General features: G+C 34.1%; 15 protein-coding genes. 7 read left to right on the forward strand and 8 right to left on the reverse strand.

Going from position 1 to position 24,880, the window contains the following annotated elements:
* Positions 1-82: 82 nt before the first annotated feature.
* The 3 genes from ED556_RS07990 to ED556_RS08000 all read right to left on the reverse strand — a co-directional run bounded on the left by ED556_RS07990 (position 83) and on the right by ED556_RS08000 (position 3,943).
* Positions 83-1,312, reverse strand: a complete 1,230-nt coding sequence (locus ED556_RS07990; RefSeq protein WP_296321859.1) for a hypothetical protein — start codon at positions 1,310-1,312, stop codon at positions 83-85.
* 376 nt (positions 1,313-1,688) lie between these two features.
* Positions 1,689-2,987, reverse strand: coding sequence for a dipeptidase (locus tag ED556_RS07995; protein ID WP_296321861.1), 1,299 nt, complete (start codon positions 2,985-2,987; stop codon positions 1,689-1,691).
* A 398-nt stretch (positions 2,988-3,385) separates the two neighbouring features.
* Positions 3,386-3,943, reverse strand: a complete 558-nt coding sequence (locus ED556_RS08000; protein WP_296321865.1) for a biopolymer transporter ExbD — start codon at positions 3,941-3,943, stop codon at positions 3,386-3,388.
* Positions 3,944-4,106: 163 nt separating this feature from the next.
* Between ED556_RS08000 and ED556_RS08005 the strand changes: the two genes are divergently transcribed.
* Both ED556_RS08005 and ED556_RS08010 read left to right on the forward strand, forming a co-directional pair.
* Entirely contained in the window at positions 4,107-5,621 is a 1,515-nt protein-coding gene (locus ED556_RS08005; protein ID WP_296321870.1) for a DEAD/DEAH box helicase family protein, read from the forward strand.
* A 96-nt stretch (positions 5,622-5,717) separates the two neighbouring features.
* A complete protein-coding gene (locus ED556_RS08010; protein ID WP_296321873.1) occupies positions 5,718-6,425 on the forward strand; it encodes a hypothetical protein in 708 nt (235 codons plus the stop codon).
* Here ED556_RS08010 and ED556_RS08015 read toward each other — a convergent pair.
* Positions 6,406-6,972, reverse strand: coding sequence for a pseudouridine synthase (locus ED556_RS08015; RefSeq protein ID WP_296321876.1), 567 nt, complete (start codon positions 6,970-6,972; stop codon positions 6,406-6,408). The two genes, ED556_RS08010 and ED556_RS08015, sit on opposite strands and share 20 nt — an antisense overlap.
* A 12-nt stretch (positions 6,973-6,984) precedes the next feature.
* Positions 6,985-9,108 carry a DUF3857 domain-containing transglutaminase family protein gene (locus ED556_RS08020; protein WP_296321879.1) on the reverse strand — a complete coding sequence of 708 codons (2,124 nt, stop codon included), beginning with the start codon at positions 9,106-9,108 and terminating at the stop codon, positions 6,985-6,987.
* A gap of 157 nt (positions 9,109-9,265) precedes the next feature.
* Here ED556_RS08020 and ED556_RS08025 point away from each other — a divergent pair, with 157 nt between their 5' ends.
* Positions 9,266-9,832 (forward strand): DUF4251 domain-containing protein, encoded by a 567-nt coding sequence (locus tag ED556_RS08025; RefSeq protein WP_296321882.1) that lies wholly within the window; start codon positions 9,266-9,268, stop codon positions 9,830-9,832.
* A gap of 89 nt (positions 9,833-9,921) precedes the next feature.
* Positions 9,922-11,307 (forward strand): DUF3179 domain-containing protein, encoded by a 1,386-nt coding sequence (locus tag ED556_RS08030; RefSeq protein WP_296321886.1) that lies wholly within the window; start codon positions 9,922-9,924, stop codon positions 11,305-11,307.
* 9 nt (positions 11,308-11,316) lie between these two features.
* Here ED556_RS08030 and ED556_RS08035 read toward each other — a convergent pair whose 3' ends face one another.
* Entirely contained in the window at positions 11,317-12,234 is a 918-nt protein-coding gene (locus ED556_RS08035) for a M23 family metallopeptidase (RefSeq protein WP_296321889.1), read from the reverse strand.
* Positions 12,235-12,429: 195 nt separating this feature from the next.
* Between ED556_RS08035 and ED556_RS08040 the strand changes: the two genes are divergently transcribed.
* The 3 genes from ED556_RS08040 to ED556_RS08050 are packed head-to-tail and all read left to right on the forward strand — an operon-like array spanning position 12,430 to position 15,545.
* The gene (locus ED556_RS08040; protein ID WP_296321892.1) at positions 12,430-13,026 is read left to right on the forward strand and encodes a hypothetical protein; all 597 of its coding nucleotides are present in this window, start codon (positions 12,430-12,432) and stop codon (positions 13,024-13,026) included.
* Between the two features lie 19 nt (positions 13,027-13,045).
* Positions 13,046-14,932 carry an adenylate/guanylate cyclase domain-containing protein gene (locus ED556_RS08045; RefSeq protein WP_296321895.1) on the forward strand — a complete coding sequence of 629 codons (1,887 nt, stop codon included), beginning with the start codon at positions 13,046-13,048 and terminating at the stop codon, positions 14,930-14,932.
* A 58-nt stretch (positions 14,933-14,990) separates the two neighbouring features.
* A complete protein-coding gene (locus tag ED556_RS08050; RefSeq protein ID WP_296321897.1) occupies positions 14,991-15,545 on the forward strand; it encodes a hypothetical protein in 555 nt (184 codons plus the stop codon).
* A 66-nt stretch (positions 15,546-15,611) separates the two neighbouring features.
* Here ED556_RS08050 and ED556_RS08055 read toward each other — a convergent pair whose 3' ends face one another.
* Together ED556_RS08055 and ED556_RS08060 are read right to left on the reverse strand one after the other, a co-directional pair.
* Positions 15,612-16,598, reverse strand: coding sequence for a type IX secretion system membrane protein PorP/SprF (locus ED556_RS08055; RefSeq protein ID WP_296321900.1), 987 nt, complete (start codon positions 16,596-16,598; stop codon positions 15,612-15,614).
* Between the two features lie 30 nt (positions 16,599-16,628).
* A complete protein-coding gene (locus ED556_RS08060) occupies positions 16,629-24,836 on the reverse strand; it encodes a T9SS type B sorting domain-containing protein (RefSeq protein WP_296321904.1) in 8,208 nt (2,735 codons plus the stop codon).
* Positions 24,837-24,880: the final 44 nt, after the last annotated feature.

The following is a 24,880-nucleotide window of genomic DNA, read 5'->3' on the forward strand; positions in this document are numbered from 1 at the left end:
AAGTGGTCTTCTACAGAACACTCACAGTTGTGCTACCCCTTTAAGAGGTTCAACTCGTTTTCTTAAACTATCCCTCATAACCTTAAAAACTTTGAATTTCTCGAATAGTTTCAGGTAATTGATCTGCAATTCTTTTAAAATCATCAACCATCCAACCACCGTTATCATTTTCATCTAAGACTAGAGATTCCTCTCTAATACTTTTAACAGCGCTTATTTGCTCTTCAATAATTAAATCTAAAGAATTTGAAGATTTTTTGCCACTAAATACATTTTCCATATCTTTTTTAGAAGCTGCTAAAATCTCTTTATCAGACTCTTCAATGGACCGTCTTGCATTGACAACTAGATTTTTTAACTCTGTAGAGAAAGCAACAGCTTGAACTTCGGTTATAACGCCATCATTTAAAATTATAGATCGTAATGTTCCAAATTTATCAAGTAGTGTAGCATCTCCTGATTCAGTATATTTAAATTGTTCTAATGCTGTTTCTTTAGCAATAAAGTCATTTAAAGCATCATCTACTAAAGATTGTATTTTACCTTTAAGCTCTCTGCGCTTAGAATACCACGGTCTAACATTTGGATATTCGCTACTTCTTTTAATTCTTAAAAGTAACCAAGCACCATCTTGAAGATGTTGACCTTTGTATGTCGGTAAGACCATTTCTCCATCTGTAATAACATCTAATTGCTCATCATCTAAATCTGCTCCCCTGTGAAATAATAAATATACTTCAGGACCTAATATTTTCTCCGCACGTATATTAAAATTTAATCCATTGAAATCAAAAAGTGGTTCATGCTTAGCCGATTGATCTGACAGGATGTTTCTTACTCCATCTATCAATTCTCCTCCAGCTGAAGTAAGTAATTGGGTAGGTCCAGTCACAGCAGCCGTATCCACCATACCTGCGACAATTCCCAAACTAGCATTTGCGGCATTTTTTAATACACTAGCTAAAACAGTATCTTTCTTAATTGCAGTTAGTGAAGCATTAAAACCGATTCCGCCACCCCTGTAGTTTCTATCTAAAAGTACTGGTCTATCAAATACAGGAGCAATTTTGGAACCGCCTCTTATTTCAAAAGTTCCCAGTGCAGCTTGATATTTTTCCATACCATTTGATAATGTTATATCAAGAGTTCCTGATGCCATTCTGTTAGAAAACCAACTATCCTCTTTATTTATAAACCATGAAACAGCATCTACACCTACGTAGTGATTTCTAGGTGTTAATGGTTCAGAATCATTATTAGTTTTCAAAATTCTGTAGACATGATGCTCTCCTTTACCTGCTTTTGTTTGCATAAGTTTTTACGTTTTAAAATGTTAATAGAACAATATTGTTCAATAACTAAATAATTGAATAAGAATACCATACCCAATAGTGGGTATAATTTTTTAATTCAGTCTAAATAGGGGAGAAAATGAGTTAGCGAACTACAATATAATAAAAAAACTCATGACTTAATTATGAATGTTAAGTATTAAAATGGATAATTTGTGTAGAAATCGACAATCTTTAATTTTCACATTGTTTATTCGCTTAAAGGTGCTCGAATTAGTTTCCCAAATCCTATGGTATAATATCAATTGTGCTTTATAAAGTCATCCAATAATTTGCAGATCGCAAAAATAAAAAAAAGTAAACCTTCAATTCTGCATGATAATAGACGTTGCTATTTTAATTCTGTTTCAAACTCTCCGCGATAGCTTGCACTTCGTCTAAAACCCTTAATAGGTTTCCAGACCATAATTGTGCTATGTCCTCGTCCGTATAACCTCTGCGTACCAGTTCGAGAGTGACATTAAAGGTTTCTGATGCGTCGCTCCAGCCTTCAATACCGCCACCACCATCAAAATCACTACTAATACCAACATGATCAATGCCAATTTTTTCAACCATATAATCAATATGGTCCACAAAATCACCAACATCAACAGCAGGAGGTAAGTCTTTCATTTTGGCCAGTTTTGCCTTTCTTATAGGTACCATAGCAGCTAAGTAGCCATAATAGTCTTCACGTTCATCAGCTGTCATAAGTTTTTGTGCTGCTCGGTCTTTCCAGGCAACACCCATAGAATCCAAAATTTGCTTGGCAACATCCACTTCAATACCTACACGTTTTTCAAACTTTTCGGTATTTAAATACGATTTAAAAGCAACGGTCTGCACAACGCCACCATTTTCTTTCATCCACTGTAGTTGTTCGTCATCGAGATTTCGGCTGTGATTACAAAGTGCTCTAGCAGAAGAATGCGACGCTATTATCGGGGCTTTAGTGAGTTCAATCATATCACGCATGGCTTCTTTTGATGGGTGCGAAACATCTATCATCATCCCTACTTTATTCATCTCAGCAATGACCAATTTGCCAAAGTCACTAACACCATTGTGTAACCAAACACCATCTGCTTCTCCAGTATTACTATCGCACAACTGACTATGACCATTATGCGAAAGTGACATATATCTCGCACCTAAGTCGTAAAATTTTTGTACGTTATTGAGATAAAGACCAACCGGATAGCCATTTTCTATACCTATCATAGCAACTTTTTTACCAGATTTAATAATGCGTCGTACATCATTAGATGATCTTGCTAATTCTATTTGATTTGGTGCATAATCTCTAACCAATCGATGTATGGCATTAAACTTTGCCATGGCATTTTCATGGGCTTTTTCAAAACCTTCACGTCCTAATGAGTCTTGACCAGTATATACCACAAACCATGGCACATCTAAACCGCCTTCTATCATTTTTGGCAAATTAACTTGGTTGTCTAAACGTTGCGTATAGTTAATCGAATCCGTAAAATTCTTTACATTTATATCGCAATGGGTATCGAGAGTTATAATGCGCTCATGGAGTTCTTGAGCATAGGCAATGAGCTCTTCCTCAGTTTTAGGTCTATCTGTTTTACAGCTTGACACTATCAATAGTAATCCCAAAATAGGAATGGTAAGTTTTAATCGCATGGTGAGTTATCTTAAATGGTCTTTAAAAATAAAATACTCAGCCTATAAAAACAAAAAACCAGCATTATTATAAATACTGGTTTGCTAAATTCTGATGCGATTTAAAGTCATCTTCTAATGTTTTCTAGGTCATCATCTAAACTGTTAGATGTGTTGACGATTCGTGATAAAGCTTTCATAGTTCTTCGGTTTAAAAGGTTATCTGTATCGCCTTTTGCTATTCCAAGCAAAGCTTTTGGTTTCAGAATTTCTACTCGTTAATTGATTGTTGTTTAAAGTTCTCATGATTGTTCGATTTTTTAATTGATTACACTATAAAGACGACACAAATCAATCTGTGTTACACATAATACTTTGATTTAACACACATTAACGTTACATTAACTTTGCTTATGAAATTAATATCGTTCTACCTTAACCTCAGATAATATAAAAGGATATGCCTTTTTTACTTCAATTAATTCTTTGTCTGTAAGTTGGTTGGGAGATTTGTTATAAACCTTTTGAGCATAAGCTGTTCTTAATTCTAAATAGGCTTTGCTAAGTTCATCTTGAACATAAATAAAAACACCATAATTGGTAAGCGCATCATGCTTTAATGAGACAACTGCTTCTGATGGTTTATCTGATGAATTGCTTCGTTGTTTACCATTACAATAATCACATACATTTTCACCATTATTATCTATGAAGTCTTTAGTAATAGTCTTAATTTCTGAAATTTCCACAATGTTATCATTAATCATTACTTCGTTATTTCTATTGATAAAGATGCGCAGGATATTACGCTCATTAATTGTTTCTGTACAGTCATCACAAAGCGCAGGTAATTTTCGTAGCAGACCTTTATCTGCCGAGATAGTCGTAGTTACTAAAAAGAAAATTAATAATAGAAAGGCGATATCGGCCATAGAACCAGCATTTACAGTAGGTGCGTTTCTTCTAAGATTTCTCATGATATATTACGTTTTAAGATTAATGTTAAAGAAATCACAAAAACAATACCACTTTTAAAATGTTGTTAACAACACCTAAACAAACCGTTATTATGTACTATTTTTGCAAAATTGGTCGGTTATTGATTAATCGATATGGCTATTAATACTTAGAAACCCAAATATGTCTTTAGAGACTCAAATAGAAGTAGAAAAAGAAAATAAGAAGCGACTATATGACTATCAAATTTCGGATTTAAACCGAATTTTTGATGTCATGCAGGAGTCACCAGAGGATTACAACCTCCTGTATCAGTTACCAACTGGTGGTGGTAAAACAGTAGTGTTTTCTGAAATTGTACGAAGATACATTCAAGATAAAAACAAAAAAGTTGTCATTTTAACACACCGAATAGAGCTTTGTAAACAAACATCTAATGTATTATCTGGTTTTGGTGTTAAGAATAAAATTATAAATAGTAAGGTAAAAACATTACCGGACCAAGACGAATACCAATGTTTTGTGGCAATGGTTGAAACATTAAATAACCGCTTGTCTGAAAATGATTTTACACTAAACGATATTGGTCTGGTCATAATTGATGAAGCCCATTATAATTCATTTAGAAAATTATTCAAATTCTTTGATAGGTGTTTTATTCTTGGTGTTACTGCAACCCCGTTAAGTAGTAATATAAAATTACCGATGAAGGATAATTATGATCGACTTATCGTGGGTGATGATATTGCTACGCTTATTACAAATGGATTTCTTGCAAAAGCAGAATTGGTAAGCTATGATGTTGGTTTAACATCTTTAAAAATTGGTATTAATGGCGATTATACCGTAAAATCCTCGGAGGCACTTTATACAAATAGTTATATGCAAACCAAATTGCTTTCGGCATATGAAGACAGCTCTAAAGGGAAAAAGACGTTAATTTTTAATAATGGTATACATACTTCAAAAGAAGTATACCATACCTTTAGACGTGCAGGATATAAAGTAAGACACCTGGATAATACAGCAAATAAACAAGAACGTAATGATACCTTGGATTGGTTCAAAAATACTCCAGATGCGGTATTAACATCAGTTAGCATTTTAACAACTGGTTTTGACGAACCGTCAGTAGAATCTATAATTCTAAATCGTGCTACACGCTCATTAACTTTGTATTTTCAGATGATTGGTCGTGGCTCGCGTATTTACCAAGAAAGAAATACGTTTCAGGTTGTTGATTTAGGTAATAATATTGCACGATTTGGACCTTGGGATCAACCCGTAGATTGGCAACATATATTTAGATACCCAGACTTTTATCTTGAAAACATTGTTGATGACGACACTCTAGAACGCGATTTTGTCTATACAATGCCAGATGCATTAAAACGGCGATTTAAAAAATCGGATTCCCTTGATTTTGATGTCAAAGCAGAATATAAAGATGTTTTAAGGTCTGGTAAAAAATCATTTACGGTTATAGAGCGTTCTATAGATCAGCATTCTAAAATTTGTATTGAAAACTGTGAAGACGTTTTTGAAGCACGCGAGTTAATTAAAGAACTTCAAGACGAAATAGCATATAGAATAAAACAATACTGCTATTGTATAATGAACAGTACTCAAAACTATAAGGATTGGCTTTTTGAGGAATACAATAGACGTCTTCGCCTTAGTTTTAACGGCAAGTTTTAACTTTTTTTTGAAAGGAATTAGAAAATTATACGTTTAATTTGATATAGGTATAGTTTTTGTTGTTATCACTATACAATAAAACTAAGTAACTTTACTATGCAGTATCGTATTATCATAACTCTTTTTTTTCTAGTCTTTGGCATATCGCTGAATGCTCAAGTCACGGATAGAGATAAAAAGACTATTAGGATACCTGCTGCAGAATCCAAAAAGGAAAAAGACTCATCACCTGTAAAAATAAAAGTGGCGCCTAAGAAAGCTCTAGAAAAAGATAAAGGCACATCAAATAAAACCAACAAAACATCAAAGAAAAACCCAACTGAGGTCGAAAAGCCTTTTTCTATGGTGGAAGATGATGGATTAAGAAGCCCTGGAGAAATCTTTGCAGAACGTTGGCGCAAAGAAGCTCAAGCATCCGGTATAGTTAAGTTTATGAGTGACCAATTTTTAGGTGAGTATCCTATTGATTCTCAGTTCGTAAATATAGTATGTCGTGATCATGAATATCCTGATGGAGATCGTGTAAGTGTTGCCGTTAATGATGAAATAGTATATCGTAATGTGACGCTTCAATCGCAATACAGACGCCTAAAAATCAACCTAATTGAAGGTGTTAACAGAATAGATATTACAGCGCTTAATCAAGGTGACTCTGGACCTAATACTGCAGAATTTGTAGTCTATGATGATAAAGGTAATGTCGTATCTTCTAAAGAATGGAATTTACTTACTGGTGTAAAAGCTACAATTGTTTTTATAAACTCAAAACCAAAGATTACTACTGCTAAGAATGATGGTAATTAAAAACCTCCATCTCACCAGGTTTTAAACCTTTTAGTGTATGATCCCCAATCCTTACACGAACTAAACGCAAAGTTGGAAAACCAACAGCAGCAGTCATTTTTCTTACCTGTCTAAATTTTCCTTCGGTAATTATAATACTTAACCATGAGGTTTTACCATGTTTTTTATCTCTTACAAAACGCTCTTCGATATGAGAAGTATTGTTTAAGATCTCTGCTTTGCAAGGCTTTGTCTTATATAATTTTGAATTCACAGAGATTGCAACACCCGTTTTAAGTTGATTTATAGCTTCATCAGTGATACTACCATCAACCATAACGTGGTATTCTTTTTCAATTTCTGAGCTTCTAATGTATTCACTAAATTTCCCATCCGTAGTAAGTAATAACAGACCTTCAGATTTTTCGTCTAATCGACCAATAGCCATTGTCTCTTCTGGAACATTAAATAACTCTCCTAAAAGCTTCTTGTTTCGTCTTTTGTTTTGATTATTCACAAACTGACTTAGATAACCATAGGGTTTATATATGCGATAATACTTATGCATATAGTAAAAGCGTTAATTGTACTTGCGATTGCTGCGAATGATATAAAGGACAAGTCCAATAAATATTAAAAAAATAAAAACCAAAAAGCCAATTATTATAGCGCTAACTCCAGAAGATTCCTCGTTACTATCAGCATTAGAGTTATTACTTTTACTTCGCTTATTTGTACTAAATACCGATCCAAATTTAGCGGCACTTTTTGGAATAAATATATAATAAGACATCATACTTTCCATATCCTTGGTATCGTCGTAAAATTCTTTAAAATCATCAACAGGAACATGATCAGATTTATTTTTAAATTCATAATCTAAATATATGATGTCCTTTGGTCTATTAGTTTTTGATTTATAGGAAAACTCAAAATGCTCTGAGTTTACAACTTCATTTTCAGAAGTAATTCCCCATGCGCGCGGTAGTTTTATCGTAATCTTATGTTTTTTATGAATAGGATAATAGAGTGAGAATGGTGTCTTGCGGTCTTTCTCGGTAGGAAAAACGATGTTGTTATATAAACTATATGGTGTAAACGAAATACCTATTTTACTTTCATCACCTAGCATTGGTGTCCATACGTCATTAAACTTATAAGACTCTTCAATTGTTATTTTATTAGCAATTGTGTCATCTTCGTAAATCATAGCTTCAAGTATTTCTACTTCTTCATAAAAATTCTTGTAATAATCTCTATACTGCTTGTTTAAGCTAGAAATACTATTCGACTTTAGAACAGATCGTATAGCATCTGCTTCACCTTGACGATAAACAGAGGTCACGTTCAAGGTCATATCTTCTCCAATTCCGTTAACATTATAAATGTCAAATATCTCTACCAAATCTGTGCTTTCTTGTTCAATGGCTTCGAGTTTGGTGTTACCTTCTTTTAAGACTAAACCATAACCATAATTTGGTAGTGAAATATCTTTGTAACTACCTTCTTGGTTTGCTATTGTTGGATCATAGTAATAACTATTGTTAGTACTATCAATAACCTTAACAATAACATGGTCAAATGCTTTTGGTGTAGGCAGGACATTATTTAACGATTTACCATAAGTACTATTAACTAATACAGGATATGCTTTAACTTTCATTTCCCGAAGCATATTTACTAATAACCAGGTTTTGTCCTTACAGTCGCCAAATCGTTGTCCAAACACTTTGTTTGGAGTAAATGGTTTATATGCTCCAATACCAGCTTCAAGGCCTAGATAACGCACTTCGTTTTGCACAAATTTTAAGGCCATTTTTATACGAAGTGATTCAAACTCTGAGGCCTTTGATATTGTGCTAATCTTATCATTAAGAGCGTCAGAAAATTTTGAGTCTTGTGTATAAATTGGTAATGCCCAATTTACTACTTGTTCCCAATTATCGTATTCAGATACAAATAGTGTTTGATACATCATTTGCCATGCTACAGTATTTTCTTCAAATTCTGGTGGTTCTGTATTTGTGTTTACCCAACTATAATTTTTTAATCCAAATCTGTTAGATATTTTAGGTTTGTAATCACTATTAAGAAGTTTGTATCGCAAACTATTTCTAGATAATATATTCAAATGAATTTTACCAACGGATTGATAATCATTAAGTATAAATGCTCCTGAGAACTTTTGATGAAGCGGATTAAACCCTTGTATGGTGTAACTAACGTCTAAAATATCACCACTACGCACATCAGATAGGTTTGCAGTTGCATTTAGACTACCATCGTATATATAGTTTTCAGAATTAGACTCTTTTCGTATAGTTTGAAAATCGCTCAGGTTAAGCTTATTAATGGTCTTACCATTTCTTAAAATATTGACATTATGTAATACCAACTTCTGATAGGTTGGGTCATAATTTATAGAAACTAAAGAACCGTCTTGAACACCAACATTGTCTGTAATTTTCTTAACATATCTTATATATTGTTGACGTTTTGGGACATGTATCTGCTCATCACTTAATAATGTCAGTAAGCCAAAAGCAATGTCATTTTCATCAATATCTGGCATTTCTTCATAATCTTGTACCACAACCCAATTAGGTACAGGAGCAGTTTTTAATTGGGAATATGATAGATAAGAAATAGTAAAAAATAAAAGAATTGTAAAACTCTTCAAAAGTGCAGGTATAGGCTTTAACATAAGTATGTATTTACCAGAGCAATATAATAAACATAATAGCTGTAACTACTTATTTTACTTAAATAATTTATAGGGTAAAAATATGTTAAACAGACACTATTATAACTTTTGGATCGAATTTTGAAGTATCTTTATAATAAATCAAATCTGTTTGAAAATGAAAAAGTTAGTATTAATTCTGTTACTTCTAATGGTAAGCGGAGATTTGGTCTCACAAAATAGAAAACAGCGTAAAGCGGAAAAAAAGGCCAGAGTAGAAGCACAGTTTAAAAAAACAAAAGCACTTATTGATTCTGGTAAATTTCAGTTTGTTGCACAATCGGCTACACCTTTGGGTAATGATGTGGCAAGAGTAGGTAGAAGCTTTAATGGTGGCAGTGCAATATTTCAAGGTAATAGAGTTAACTTAACATCCATCGATAATGCTTTAATTATCACTAATGAAAATGCCGAAATTTTTCTTCCATTTTTTGGACGCGTATTTTTTCCTAATAAAATTAATAACCAAAGCGGCATCGCGTATAATGGCAAAATAGATAACTACGAGGTTAAGATTGATAAAAAAAATAGAATACTCGTCAAATTTACTATTGATCCAAAGGACGATTTTATCAAATACACGCTTTTAATAAACCCAAGTGGAAGTACTTTGTGTACTATGAACAGTACGAACAGACAGACTATTTCTTATAATGGTACTGTGATGGCCAAAAACGACTTGTAAATCAACTTGCCTTAATATTTTAGTAGTTTTTTAGTATTTCATCTTGTCATTTAAGTGTTGATTTTTCGACTTAGTGGATAAAATTATCTATGAAGTCGAGTGTTCTTAAATATTACATAATCTCATTTTTAGTATTATCTACGTCTCTAAATTTTAGTCAAACTTATAATACCGTCGAGGATAAGGACGATGTAGAGTTTTCCCATTTCATGAGTTTAGTTGTTTCTAGTGTAAATCAACGTCATGATTTAGCAATAGAGTATATTTCAAATAATTGGCGAGAAGAATTTGAAGTAATGGCTGTAGAAGTACTTTACTTTAGTGATCATCAAAGCGCAAAATTTAAATTACTTGAGATACTACAAGATAAAACTGACAAAAAGTACGGTATAGATTTTAATAAATGGTACGAATACTTATGGAGCAAGCCTCAAGTGTTAACACTATATTATCACGAATTTAAAGCCCGATTACATGGGTTTATAGATAAACGATTTGTAAAATACTTCAAAAACCGTCAGAAGATTTCAAATATTAGACTAGATGAAGTAAGATGGGGTGGCGTCATACAAGATGGTATACCACCATTACGCAATCCACAGATGATTTCGGCTGATGATGCTACTTATCTTGATGGTGATAATATTGTGTTTGGAATAGAAATTAACGGTGATTTTAGAGCTTACCCAAAACGTATATTAGCTTGGCATGAAATGTTCACAGATACAGTAGGCGGAATACCAGTAGCAGGAGTTTATTGTACGCTTTGTGGTACAGTTATTTTATATAAAACTGAACAAGATGGTAAAAAATATGAGTTAGGAACAAGCGGCTTTTTGTATCGCTCAAATAAACTCATGTACGATAAAGAAACGCAGTCGTTATGGAATACCTTGTGGGGCAAGCCGGTAATTGGTCCTCTAGTTGATAAAGGTATTGAACTGGATTATTTGAGTGTAGTTACGACCACATGGAAAGATTGGAAAGCCAGACATCCAGAGACAACAGTATTAAGCCTAAAAACTGGTTATAATAGAAACTATGGAGAAGGTGTTGCTTATAACGATTATTTTTCTACTGATAACCTTATGTTTAATGTTCCAGAAATTGATAAATCTTTAAAAAATAAGCAATCGGTTTTAGCCTTAAGACTGCCAGACGTTACTGACGAATCTATTGCTATATCTACCAAGTTTTTAAGAAAAAATAATCTCTACAAGGGTGAAATAGCAGATAAGAACTTTGTGGTGTTAACCGATAAATCAGGTGCAAATCGTGTATATTTTTCTGAGAATGTAGAATTTATAAACTATAACCAAAAATCGGAGGTTGTTGATACATCTGGAATAGTATGGAAACTGCACGAAAACTATTTAAAATCATCCACAGGAAAAACTTTAAAAAGACTGAACTCATTTAATGCTTTTTGGTTTGGTTGGAAAGCAGCACACCCAAATACTAAGCTAATTAAGTAAAATGATGGTTTACAGTTCTAAAACCAATTTTTGACCAATTCGTAAGGTTGACGATTTTCTAATACGGTTGGTTTTGCAAATGGCTGCAATAGATACATTGTTTCGTTTCGATATTCTAGATAATGTATCGCCAGATTTCACAACATATATCTTACGTGTTTTTACCAAACTTGCTAATGCTTGTTTTTCTGTTGTATACAGTTCTAACTTGCTTTTACGTCTAGAGCTATGAAATGATGCTCTTGTCCATTCTTTAGTAACCCAAAGGTCTTTAGCGCGTATTTTATTCTCTTCAGAAAAATCAAAAATATATTCCGGATGTATGTACTGTCCTTTATAGCTTGTTATTAGATGCAAGTGACTACCAGTAGAGCGGCCTGTATTTCCACCTTTACCAATAAACTGACCTTTAGCAACAGTATCATTTACCTTTACGTTAATTCTTGATAAATGTGCATAGGCAGTCTCTAAGCCATTGTAATGTCTAACAACTACAACTTTACCAAGACCACGGCTGTATCTAGCAAAACGTACAACACCACTTAGAATAGTCGAGACACTATCGCCGGTAATTAAATCAATATCAATGCCTTTATGCGGTCTTCCACGACGCCATCCATAACGAGACGTAATAACTTTTTCTCTACTTATAGGCGAGTGATAGGTAGAATCCTCAAACTTAACTTCGAATGGAAATTTTACAATCTCATTTCGATAAGGATTAAAATTCACATTATCCCAAAATTCTGCTTTGATATCAACTGTATTAGAACTGTCAATTGTAACGATTGGAATAGACACCTCTTGAGTAGAAATACCTTTAGAGTTAACAGGCTTAAGCTGAATACTTAATGCATCAGATTGAGGCTTTTGGGCATAGGTAAAGCATATAAATAGACTTAAAAGTACTATATGGAATGATTTCACTAAGACGTAAGTTTGAAAGTTGTGCAAATGTAAACGATTAGTAAGGTCTTGTATTGCATGTTAACGAAAGTTTATATTAAAATTATTAACAAATCCCATTGTGATTTCAAGTTACGACCTCTAGATTTTTTAGTATGTATTGGAAGAAAAATCTTATTTTTGAGAGAAATCAACTCAATTAATCAATTATCAATCATGAAATTCTCAAAACTACTTTTTGTGTTTGCTATATGTTTCATTTTACTCTCTTGTAATGATGATGACGATAATACACAGAATTCAAACATAATTACTCCCAATATTACTTTAGACTTAAATGGTGTACTTTCCAGACCAGCTGGTGCAGATATCACAGATTTAATAAACTTTGGTCAACCCAATGGTGTTTCCGCAGGTGATTATTTGGTTGAGCTTAATGTTGGTACCAGACTACGACTAGAACAGCCATCAGGCTTGGCAGCAGGTCAATCACTATTATATTCAAGAATTTTCTTTTTTGAAGAAAATCCTTCAGATCCGGGTGTTTTTGACGTACAGGTAGATACACTAGACGTTTATGATGTTTGGTTAGATAGATTAAGGGCTGCTCCAGGTGACCCAGAAGCTGCTGTAAACCCTAACGATTTTGGAAGAAGTATTTCAGAATTTTTTGAGCTAATTGCTATTGATGCTCCAGATAGCGATGATATTGACTATAAATATGAAATAGAAATAGCTCTGCGTTTACCTAATGGTTCAATTTCTGACTATTACTATATAGATCCAAAAATCAGAATCAAGTCATTAAACTAATTATACTGAATTTCAAACCTTGACTTGCTTTAAAAAAATATCAACTTTTTTAGCTATTAAAACCTACATAATAGTAGGTTTTTTTTGTTGTTTTTCTATTACTTCTTTTAGTCAAAATATTAAAGAAAGTGATAGTCTGGAACGAGAACTAAAAAGCGGTATGTATGAAGGTGAAGCCAAACTAGATTTACTAAGAAAGTTAGCAGGTGAAGAAACAGATGTTGAAAAGCAATTACAGTATAGCCAACAATTAATAATAGAAGCGAAAGAACTCAATAATTCTGAACGTGAATTTGATGGATATTTGCAACAAGGAAATGCCTTTCAGCAAAAAGGGGATTTAACAACCGCATTGGAATCATATTTTAAAGCTTCAAAGCTGGCTAAAGAAAATGATTTAGCAGTTGAAGAAGCAGAGATTGATTTAGCAATAGCCGCTGTATATTCTACAATGAATGACCATGACTCTTCTTTTGAATATTATCGTGAAGGATTGACTGTGTTGCGGAAGCTAAAAGATACAGTAAACATTCTCACAGCTGAACTAAATATAGGTGATGAATTCTATAAAATAAAAGAACTCGATTCTAGCCTGCATTATGCAAATATCGCAAATGAATTAAACAAAACTCTGGAAAATGAAAATAGTGAGTTTCATGAGTTTAAAGATTTCTTTCAAGCTTATATAAACGGATTATTCGGATTAATTAACGTTGAGAAAGGAGAAGTAGATGAAGCAAATGATTTCTTAAATAAAGCCATTACAACCCTTTCTGAATATGGTGATTATGAGGCTGTATGTGAGTATACTGGTGCTTTGTCTGATATGTATTATAATAATGGACAAATTTCTACAGCGCTTAAATATGCAAAGCAAAGTTTGGAATTAGCTCAAAAAAATGGTCTAAAAGACGAAATAGGACAAGGGCTTTTAAAACTGTCTAATATTTATGAAGATAATGGTAATATAAGACGTGCTTTTACGTATTATAAAGACCATATAAAGTACCGTGATAGTGTAACTAATGTTGCAGAATTTCAAAAGCAAAATAAGATGCGTACAGAAGATGCTGTGTATGATTCTGAAAAGGCAAAAGAGGCTGCAGAAGAACAGCAACGCCTTCTGGAAAAACAAAAGCGTCAGCAGTATTATATCATTGCTATTATTACCATTGGTCTCATCATAATTGGTTTTTTAGCTCGGAAATTCCTGATGCAAAGTAAAGTTCTTGAGAAGCAAAAAGGCATCATTGAATTTGAAAAACATCGTTCTGAAGATTTACTTAAAAACATATTACCAGAAGAAACAGCCGAAGAGCTAAAAGAACATGGTACTGTAAAGGCCAAAAAGTTTGATAATGTTTCTGTGTTGTTTACAGATTTTAAAGGCTTTACGGCTCAGTCAGAAAAGCTTAGTCCGGAAGATTTAGTAAAAAGTATAGACTACTATTTTTCAAAATTTGATGAGATTGTAGATAAATTTAAGCTAGAAAAAATAAAGACTATTGGAGATTCCTACATGTGTGCTGGTGGATTGCCTTTTCCTATTGAACACCAAGCTGCTAGAGTATGTCAAGCAGCATTAGAAATGGCAGAATTTGTAAAAGTTACAAAACGAAGTATAACGCATAATCTAGCTAAGTTTGATATCCGAATAGGAATACATACAGGACCAGTAGTTGCTGGAGTAGTAGGTACCAAAAAATTTCAATATGACATTTGGGGCGATACTGTAAATACGGCAGCCCGTATGGAAAGTTCAGGTGAAATAGGCCGCGTAAATATTAGCCAACATACGCATGAGCTTTTACAATCGTATGATGTATTTAAGTTTGAACAACGCGGCGCAATAGAAGCAAAAGGTAAAGGTAAAATAGAAATGTACTTTGTTGATTACCTTGTGTAATTACTTCAAAATTATATATTTGTGTATATCAACTCAATCAACAATTACAACTTTAACAATGAAAAACATACGATTATTATTACTTCTTGTAACTGCTTTAACGTTTACAGCTTGTCCAGATGATGATATTTTAGCTTTATTTAATGATTTACCTTCAGTAAATTTTGATGTTGCTACCGTTATTGCATTACCTTCAGGTGCAGATATTACTAACTTAGTAACATTTGGTGGAGTTAATGCTGCTGATTACAGATCGGATTTAAGTCTCAACGAAACTGTAACGGTTAGTAGACCTGATGGATTATTACCAACTGATGGATTTTTGTACGTTACGGCTGTTATTTTTGACGACCAAGATGTTGAAGTAGAATTTGATGAAGTCACTAATATTAGTAGTGACGGTAATCTTGAACTTGTTGTACCTGATGGAGAACCTGCTGACTATTATGACAACCCAGATGGTGTTCCTAGTTTTATTTTAAGAGCAATAGATGCTGACCAAGCGGTAGATATTGATTATAAATATCTAGTAGAAGTCACCATTGAAAGAAACGATATTATTTTTGGACCTTACACAATAGATCCTAAAATTAGAATAAAATCCGTAAATTAACACAATCAGCTAACTACTAACTAACTCCCAAAAGGATTTATGCATTTATGTGTGTAAATCCTTTTTTTATTGGTATTTCCAATATTCTCTTGCACCAGTAGTACACTCACAATTACTTACACCTTGTAATAAATCAATACCGATTGTAATACTGTGAGTACCTGAATTATATGCAGCCAAATCATTAATAGTGAATTGGTATGAGTAAGCAAAATAAAATCCGTTTTTCATTATTCCTGCCATAGGACCAATGTTTAGAGGCTTCAATATTTGGTCATTTAGAAAACGGTAAGATGCTCCAAACCAGTAATAATCACCATAACGATTCAATTTTCTGTATTTCACGTTCACATCGGTACTTGAACGACCATCACTATTAAATCGTTGGTAAAACACCGAAGGTTCAAACTCCTTATAACGGTTAGACGCACCTCTAAATACCATACCACTATAGAGTTGAAAGTTTAAAAGACTATTTGGCTCTTGTCCAGTAAAAGGATTTACATCTTTTTCAAGAATGTTATTCACATTAAAGCTCAAGAAAAAGTTATTATATCTGTATAAAAAACCGGCATCAAAATTATTGTTTGTTTGTGCGCGATCATCAATAATACTAGGATCTATAATTGGAATATCTGGAGTGGTTACAAAGTTTTCGATATCTATTCTAAAGCTATTTATATTATACGATAATCCGAGAGATAAGTATTGTTTTGATTTATAGTCTAGTGTAAGGTGATGAGCAAATGAGAATTTCACTCCTTTTTGGCGTGTATTTCCATTTTTGTCATTATATACGCTCACTCCTATACCAGAGCGATTACCAAGTCGCATATCTGCATATAGCGCTTGGTTATCTGGTGCACCTTTAATACCAACCCATTGTGTAAGTCCATTTGCACGTATTCTAATATTATCTCCAATACCAGCAAAAGTTGGTGAGATTACAAATTCATTATCAGCTAAGTATTGTGTAAATACAGGCAAATTTAATTCCTGACTCGTGATACTTGTAGTTATACACAGTGTAATATATAGTAGTATTTTCTTCATTCTAAATGTTGTTTAGTTAAGTATTTAGTATTACCTGTATAGTGTAAAGTGACCAACAAAAGATCGTTCTACACTTGTGCCATTTGGTCTTACTACATACCAGTAATCACCTGTTGGGAGTTCACTCCCGTTATATCTGCCATCCCAATATTCACCAACTCTATAGGTAGCAACTTTACGTCCATATCTATCAAATATGTCGAATTCTAAATTTGGATAATTGTTAACACAACCTGGAGCCCATGTATCTTGCACACCATCACCGTTTGGTGTAAAGTAATTTGGAGGACATATATCTACAAACTCAAGCTCAACTTGAGCCTCAGCAGTACAACCATTAGTGTCAGTTACAAGAATGGTGTAGATACCGCTCTGTGTAATTGTATATGTGTTTTCTTGTCCATAATCAACCTCATTAAATGTATACGTGTACAAACCTGTACCACCAGAACCAGAAGCTATGATTTGGTTAATTTCACCTTCAGTAATATCTAATGCCACTGGTTCGTAATCGTCAACATCAAAAAGTTCAGTGGTCTGAATACATCCATTTGTATGACGCACATTTATAAAATGCCCTGTACCAACAGGTACATCTGTAAACACATTACTAATTTGATATGGTCCGTTATCTAAAGAATAGTCTAGCTCAGACAAATCTGTAATGGAATCATCTACTGTAACTGTAACTGTGTTATTCTGAATGTTTTGATCACAACTAAATTCAACAACAACTTCAGGGTTAATTCTAACAGATTCTGGGAACGTAATATTCCATTCTGAATCACATCCCTCTGCATCGACCACATAAACAATATGATCACCTCCAGTTAAATTCGTAAAGTCGAATATGGTCTGAGTTATTCCACCTACGGTAAATGGCCCATCAGGATTATCTAAGCTTACGCTAAACGGTAATGTGCCACCAAAGATTTCAATACTAAACTCACCGTTAGCGTCACCTTCACATACTTCTGGTAAAATAGAATTTGGGACTATATTTAATAAGACTTGAGCAGGTTCGGTAATTGTTTCAGTAAATATGAGGAAACAACCCAGTTCGTCTTGTACGATTATATCGTATTCTCCCGGTTCTAGGTTGTCAAAAATATTGGTATCAAAGAATTGATTTAGTTGTGGTGAAATTGCATATTTAATAACACCGGTTCCGCCAGTAGCATTAATTTCGATTGACCCATTTCCAGAGCCTGCACATGTGATGTTTCTTACTATTAAAGATGCATCAAGTTGAGTGCTAGGTTCAGTTATAGATATAGGTTCAGAAATTACGGAGCAATCACCACTTTCTACTGAAACGATATAATTACCTGCTAACAATTCGGTAAAATACCCAGGAGTATTTTGTGTGGCATTAATTGTATTACCACCAGTATCCTGAAGTTCGTAACTATAATTACCTAAACCTCCAAAAGCTATTGCTGTAATACTACCAGTGTTATCGCCTGCACAATTAATTGTTGGATTTACAGACGCCAATTCAACAGTTAAATCTGGTAGCGGTTCAATAGTAATTTCATTAGATACTATGCTTATACAGCCATTGTCATCCCTTACATAATAAGCATATGTTCCTACTGGTACACTAAACGTAGTAGATGTACTAAACGTACCTAAAACCGTAGTAAATGATATATCATCGCTATAGGTATATTGTCCTGTACCACCAGATGCCGAAAGCGTCAATGTAGACTCCGTAAGACACGTTTGAGACGTATCTAAAACTAAACTAGCATTAATAGGTGTTGGCTCGTCAATAACAATATCTAATGAGGTAAACTCACAATCAAAACCATCATTAATTGTAATATTATATGTGCCAGCTGTTAAACCATCGAACACATTAGATGTTTGTGGTCCAGAGGTTGTTACTACAGGAGTTAAAGTATTTAATGTATAGGTATAATTACTGCCTTGACCTCCTGTGACATTAGTTATAGTAATACTCGCATCTGAATCTCCAAAACATGCTACTGTTGATACACTAGGTGTAAAAATGGCATTTATTGGTGTAGGTTCTGATAATGTTATATTTTCACTTACAATACAACCTTGGTCGTCTCTAACACTAACTGTATAGTTACCGGCAGATAAGTCAGTAAATGTGCTATTTGTAGAATAAGGAACAGATGCATCCCCTGATAATTCATATTCATAATTTCCCCAACCACCTGTTGCTTCAGCTACTATAGTACCTTGATTATTATTACAAGTTACATTTGAGGTTTCAGAAACATTTAGCATAAGTTCTTCAGCAGGAGAATTGATAATAACATCAGATGAAGACGAACAAAATGGACTACTAGTTTGCGTAATATTTACTGTATATGTTCCTGAAGTAAGACCTGAAACTGTAAGCGGATTTGTGGATGTGTTAGCAGAAACAACTCCAAAAACTGAATTGTTAGCGCTATCAATAACTTCGTATGTGTACGGTCCGGTAAAATTCAGAATGTCTATGTCAAAACTTCCATCATTATCTGGGAAACAAGTCACAGCGGTAGATGTTAAATTGAAAGTAGGAGGAATAGCTTCAGGCAGTGCAACTGAAACAGTTTCTGTACAACTTGTAGTAGTATCAGTAATTGTAATATCGTAATTACCAAATGGCACACCAGATATAACATTTCCAGCTATACTTATTGACGGTGCAGTTGGCGATATTGCATATGCATAATTTCCTGAGCCACCAGTTGGGTTAAGCGTTATCACACCATCATCGTTGTTACATGTTGGTACTGCAGTAATATCTGGAGTAAAATCTAATACTGGTAAAACATCGATAGAAACTAAATTTCCACAACCATTAGCATCATTAATTTCTACTGTATGGTTTCCAGAGAATATATTTGAAATTGTAAATGGGAATGTTTGGGATTGAAAAGCACCACCATCAATACTAATGCTGTAAGGCGCCACACCATTTGATACTAAACTTACATCAATTTGAAAACTTCCATCTGTATCCAAACATTCATTATTAACTGCTGCTGAGATAACTGGAGTGTCATCCATTGGAAGCACGGTAGCAGGACTAGAAACAATACATCCATATGCATCTAATACATGAATATAATACGTGTTTGCATCAAGATTAAATGTACTATTAGAGTTCCAACCTGCATCTGTAGCTAGTGGAGCAGCAGGTGTTGTTGTTACTTGGAATAGGTATGGTGGAGTTCCATTTTCTGCTAGTGCTGAAATTACACCAGAGTTTGGATTACAATTTGCATTCTGATTCACAAAAACAGCTAAATCTAATGGGAATTCAGATTCAGTAATATTAAAAGGTGTTGTTACTATACCACAACCGGCATTTGGTCCTGAGTTTTCAGTAATTGAAACAAAATAATTTCCAAACGGTAAAGGTCCTAAATTGTTAATTGTTAGTGTATCATTAGCGTTTACAGTACCTGTGCCAGAAATAAATGTCGTTGTTAATGATTGTGAATTAAAAATTTCATAAGATAAATCAACAGGTATACCATATGTACTTGTAACCGTAAATGATACATTGCCATCTGCACTGCCAGTACAAGTAATATTATTTACATCAGGTGCAGACACAGTTAATGTAGAATTTGTAGGTATAGGTACCGTAGCTGGTTCGTAATAGCTACAATTTGTTGCAGAGTCATAAACAATAAATGTATATAAAACACCAGGTGTTAACCCAGTAAACGTTGTAGATTGACTTCCTGCAGGCATTTCTGGCAGCCACGATCCTGGTGGATTAGGATACACCGATGATGGCCCTTGATAAATGCTAAAGAAAAAAGGACCACTACTACTCAATGATGAACTTACAGATACCTCAGCTTCACCACCAGTTGCACAATCAACCGAAGGTGTTATAGTAATATCTAAGTCAGATGGTGGAGATGCAACTAATACATCTTGCACCAAAATTGAACAACCGTTTGAATCAATTACATTTATTTGATACAAGCCAAAATCAACGACATCAAAGCTTACTGAGGTTGTGCCACCTACATTAAATTCAGAATTAGAATATCCGTTTGTTCCAGTTACAAAATAATTATAAGGTGGTGTTCCTCCGGTAACTGAATCTACAATAACAGAACCTTGCGAAACACCACCAGCTGTACATGTAATATCTACTGTACTATAATTTACAACTATTGCGTCTGGCTCATTAATTATAATCGTTTCTATATCGGTACAAGAGTTGGCATCTGTTACAGTTACAGTATAAGTCCCAGCGGGTAAACTTGTGGTTTGAGAACCATAATTGACACCTGTTGTATCGTTATTTACATTAATTACAAATGGAGGCGTACCTAGAGTCGTGTTTATAGTAACATCTATTGCTCCAGTAGCTTCTCCATTACAATTAATAGATTGACTCTGTAAAACAGTATCAATTTCAGGAAGCACTAATGGATTTACAGTAATAATAGAAGATAATACGCTACATCCATTACCGTCTGTGATTTCGAATTGATAGTCACCATCTGTAAGTGTAGTATAGGTAAATGTATTACCAGTACTACCTAAATCTGTAAATGAACCACCATTAATAGATACAGCATAAGTAAATGGTGATGTGCCACTTATTGTTCCAGTGATAACTGCATCTGGACTAGCAGTACAATCCAAACCATCCGTTAATACAACATTTACTGAAGATTGAGGAAGCGGCGCTATAGTGTATGATTCTACATAAGTACAATTGTTTTCATCTCTTACTTGAAATGTATACGTGCCTGGTTCTAAACCTGGGAATACAGTTGATGTTTGATATGCCGTAACTGCACTTAACGGAGCAATAATTTGATATTCCAAAACTCCTGTTCCTCCAATAGTATTAGTTATAGTTACTGTGGTAGTATTGGTAGGACAATCTATAGGTGTATTGGAGAACTCCATATCCGTTGGTGGATCTAACGGTGGAATTATGATTTGATTTGTAATAAACGTACAACCATTATCATCTTGAATAGTAACTGTATAAGTGCCTTGAGTTAAACCAGTAAACACATTACTAGTTTGAAAGTTGACACCATCTAAACTGTAAGAGTATGGAGCAGTTCCGCCTGTAACTCCAGTAACAGTTATAGTAGCATCAGCATCACAAGTATAATTAGAAGTTAATTCTGCTGTACCATTAATAGCAGGATTTTCATTAATTGTAACGATATCAGGAATTGTAGTACAAACCGAACCTCCAAGACTATACTCAACTACCACATTATAAGTTCCTGCTGATAACCCATTAAAAACTGGGGAACTAGAAAATGTTAAGCCATTATCAATGCTGTATTGCAACGAATTACCATTGGCATTAGTTACATTGATTGATATGGAACCATCATTATTTCCTGGGCAGAGAATATCTGTGGTATTCACAGTAAATTCTGGTGCTAATACATTATCTACCGTTATTGTAGTAGAAGCACTGCAATTATTGGCATCAATAACTGTGATGTCATATACTCCGGCTGAATTCACTGTATATTCTGGTACAGTCTGAAAATCAGTTGTACTATTTATAAAGTAAAAATATGGCGGTGTTCCGCCTTGCGGATAAATAGTGATTTCTCCATCTATACAAGTTAATGGTGTAGTAAGTGCAGCAGTTACCGTTAATAATGGTGGTTCAACAATTGTAATGTCTTCAGAATGAGTACAACCATCTTCAGTTTCTAAGGTTATTGTATAGGTGCCTACATTAAGATTTTCAAACTCATAAGTGTTTTCTATTATAGGACCAACACTATTTACAAGAACACCACCTTGATATATAGCATATGTGTATTGTGGTTCTACATCATTAGCAGCGATTTGAATATTACCAAAATCACCATTACAAAGTGGTTGCGTAACTGTTGTTGATACGGTAAAGTCTCGATCTCTTATAAGTACATCTGGCACAGAAAAGATGCAAGGATTGGTATCCACACCTATTTGTCTTATATACACAGTATATGTGCCTGCTGTATTGACTGTAAATATATTACTAGCTTGAAAATTAACACCGTCTATACTGTATTCGTAACCAGATGGCACATCATTAACAATAATGCTACCTGGTGTAGTACAAATAATATCCTCTGAAACGACTGAAGGATTCAGTAAATTTTCGTAAACATTAAAGTAGAATTGAACAAAACATCCACCATCATAATTGATAGTTAAGCGATATTGGCCAGCAGTATCCGCAATATAATCTTGTCCTGTATTCACTTGATTCCAAGTACACGAACTGTCTTCATTAGCACAATCAGGGTCAGTAACTGCAGGGCAACTAGATTCGTCTAAAATTTCCCATATTATTGATGATGCTCCTGAAATATCGGTGTCTATATTTACAAAATCATCAGCACCACATAAGTAAATGTTTGGTAATTCTTTTCCATCATTTGGACAGATTACTACTTCGTCTGCAAAAGGTATTACCGGGTTTGTAGTTGTATTACCAAACAATGACACATTAAACTGCTGCTCGATGGATTGACATGGAGCTATAGCCGTGTTAAATGAATAGTATGTTCCGGTAGAATTAACTGTAATCGTTTGAGTATTGCCAATTACTGGCGTGCCAGAAGGACTTGTAGACCAGGAGTAAGAATCGTAACCATCTGCTGCCGTAAGTTCAACAGTACTGCCACAAAGCACAATTTCTTGTATGAATTCACAATCTAAATCAGCTAAGAAGTTAGTTGCTTGAGGTGTTAATAAACAGCCAGTATTACTGTTAATACTTGGATCGTCTGTAATTTGAAACGTAGGATTGTAAAATCCGTTGTAAGTTGCAAATGCTTGGTTATTGATGATATTAGAACATGCATCTGCCAATTGACTACATTCATCTACCACTTGTACCTCAATTCTAATTTCATATCTCGGATCATTTTCTTCAACTAGGTAATCTTCAATATTTAAAATGAGTTCTCTAGTTACTGGATTATAACTGGCTACAGTAACCCCAGCTGGTAATATTAAATCTGTGGGGTGATTGTAAATGATGTTAATAGGTAGTATATCTCTAATTTGAAAATTGGTAGCATTGTCATTACCTACATTTTGAAAGCCAATAACATAATTTAAAGGTGCGCCAAGATTAACAAGTTGGCCACCAATATCATTTCCTAAATCATCTTCAACTGTTTTAGTTAAGACTATATCGGGTTCAATAATATCTACAGCAAAAGCAAAGAAATAGGGGAAATAAGTGTCTCCACTAGTCTCAAGCCTTACAGTTGCTGCTGTATCGTCATTGGCAATAATAGTATTGCCAGGATTAGGAACTGCCATAACACCTGTATCAAAACCAAGAGTGTTGGTACTATTAGGTACACGGTTATTAACAGGTGTAGCATCTAATCGCGTTACGGAGCTATTAAAGAAGTTTCCGACAGGTCTATCTGTTGTTGATAGAGGACTGCCATTAAGTAATAATCTATCTCCAAGAATCGGACTATCACCTTCTAATGTAGCAAAAGCAAAGTTTGCTCTAACAGGAGCAGGTGCTGGCACGGTTCTAAATCCAGACACAGGAATATCTAGGTTAGGGTTTCCACCAGGAACACTAATTGCACTAAACCCATCAAAACTAGTAATTGATTTTCCAGGTAGTGTTGGATCTTCATAAACTATGAACAAAGACCAGCCTGCAGATTGACCAGTACCATTATAAGGGTTGAAAGTTGATGTTTCGCCTAATCCCGAAGATACATTTGCCACGGTATATGTCCCTAAATCATTCCCTAAGTTTGTTACTATAGCAGTTACATCTGCAAAACACGCATAAGAGAAACTGTCGCCACCATCAACCGAGTTAGGACCAGCATCATAAATTAGAGTCCCCGTAATATCATTATATGTTCCTGTTGGACCTCTAAACCTCACCTCAGTAATCGGTTCATTACCTGGATTAACTGCACCCCAATATAATCCTGCATAAATAATTCTATAACAATTTGGATTTGGTATCTCTAAGTCTGCACTCGAAGAACTAAATGTAGAAGGATCACCATCTATGTCAATATATTGCATATCAACATTATGATTATACACACCATTATTATTAAAAGCATTATTGTCTGGACCTAAAATGTTATTACCAATTAATATAATATCACCTTTTAAATCTTGATCGAATCTTGGTGTAAACGGCACGTAATTTTGGGCGTAGGTGTGTAGTCCTATAACACATAAGATTATAGTGGCTATACTAGAAAATGTAGGTCTTTTCATGGTGTATATATAATTTTCGCTACTTAGTAATCATCTGGTTTGGG

This window comes from Winogradskyella sp., from assembly GCF_003712105.1.
Taxonomy (GTDB): domain Bacteria; phylum Bacteroidota; class Bacteroidia; order Flavobacteriales; family Flavobacteriaceae; genus Winogradskyella.

Coding starts and splice junctions, on each gene's coding strand:
- ED556_RS07995 (WP_296321861.1), bottom strand. CDS start 2,987: ATGCGATTAAAACTTACCATTCCTATTTTGGGATTACTATTGATAGTG.
- ED556_RS08005 (WP_296321870.1), top strand. CDS start 4,107: ATGTCTTTAGAGACTCAAATAGAAGTAGAAAAAGAAAATAAGAAGCGA.
- ED556_RS08015 (WP_296321876.1), bottom strand. CDS start 6,972: ATGCATAAGTATTATCGCATATATAAACCCTATGGTTATCTAAGTCAG.
- ED556_RS08055 (WP_296321900.1), bottom strand. CDS start 16,598: ATGAAGAAAATACTACTATATATTACACTGTGTATAACTACAAGTATC.
- ED556_RS08025 (WP_296321882.1), top strand. CDS start 9,266: ATGAAAAAGTTAGTATTAATTCTGTTACTTCTAATGGTAAGCGGAGAT.
- ED556_RS08000 (WP_296321865.1), bottom strand. CDS start 3,943: ATGAGAAATCTTAGAAGAAACGCACCTACTGTAAATGCTGGTTCTATG.
- ED556_RS08020 (WP_296321879.1), bottom strand. CDS start 9,108: ATGTTAAAGCCTATACCTGCACTTTTGAAGAGTTTTACAATTCTTTTA.
- ED556_RS08050 (WP_296321897.1), top strand. CDS start 14,991: ATGAAAAACATACGATTATTATTACTTCTTGTAACTGCTTTAACGTTT.
- ED556_RS08010 (WP_296321873.1), top strand. CDS start 5,718: ATGCAGTATCGTATTATCATAACTCTTTTTTTTCTAGTCTTTGGCATA.
- ED556_RS08060 (WP_296321904.1), bottom strand. CDS start 24,836: ATGAAAAGACCTACATTTTCTAGTATAGCCACTATAATCTTATGTGTT.
- ED556_RS08040 (WP_296321892.1), top strand. CDS start 12,430: ATGAAATTCTCAAAACTACTTTTTGTGTTTGCTATATGTTTCATTTTA.
- ED556_RS07990 (WP_296321859.1), bottom strand. CDS start 1,312: ATGCAAACAAAAGCAGGTAAAGGAGAGCATCATGTCTACAGAATTTTG.
- ED556_RS08030 (WP_296321886.1), top strand. CDS start 9,922: ATGAAGTCGAGTGTTCTTAAATATTACATAATCTCATTTTTAGTATTA.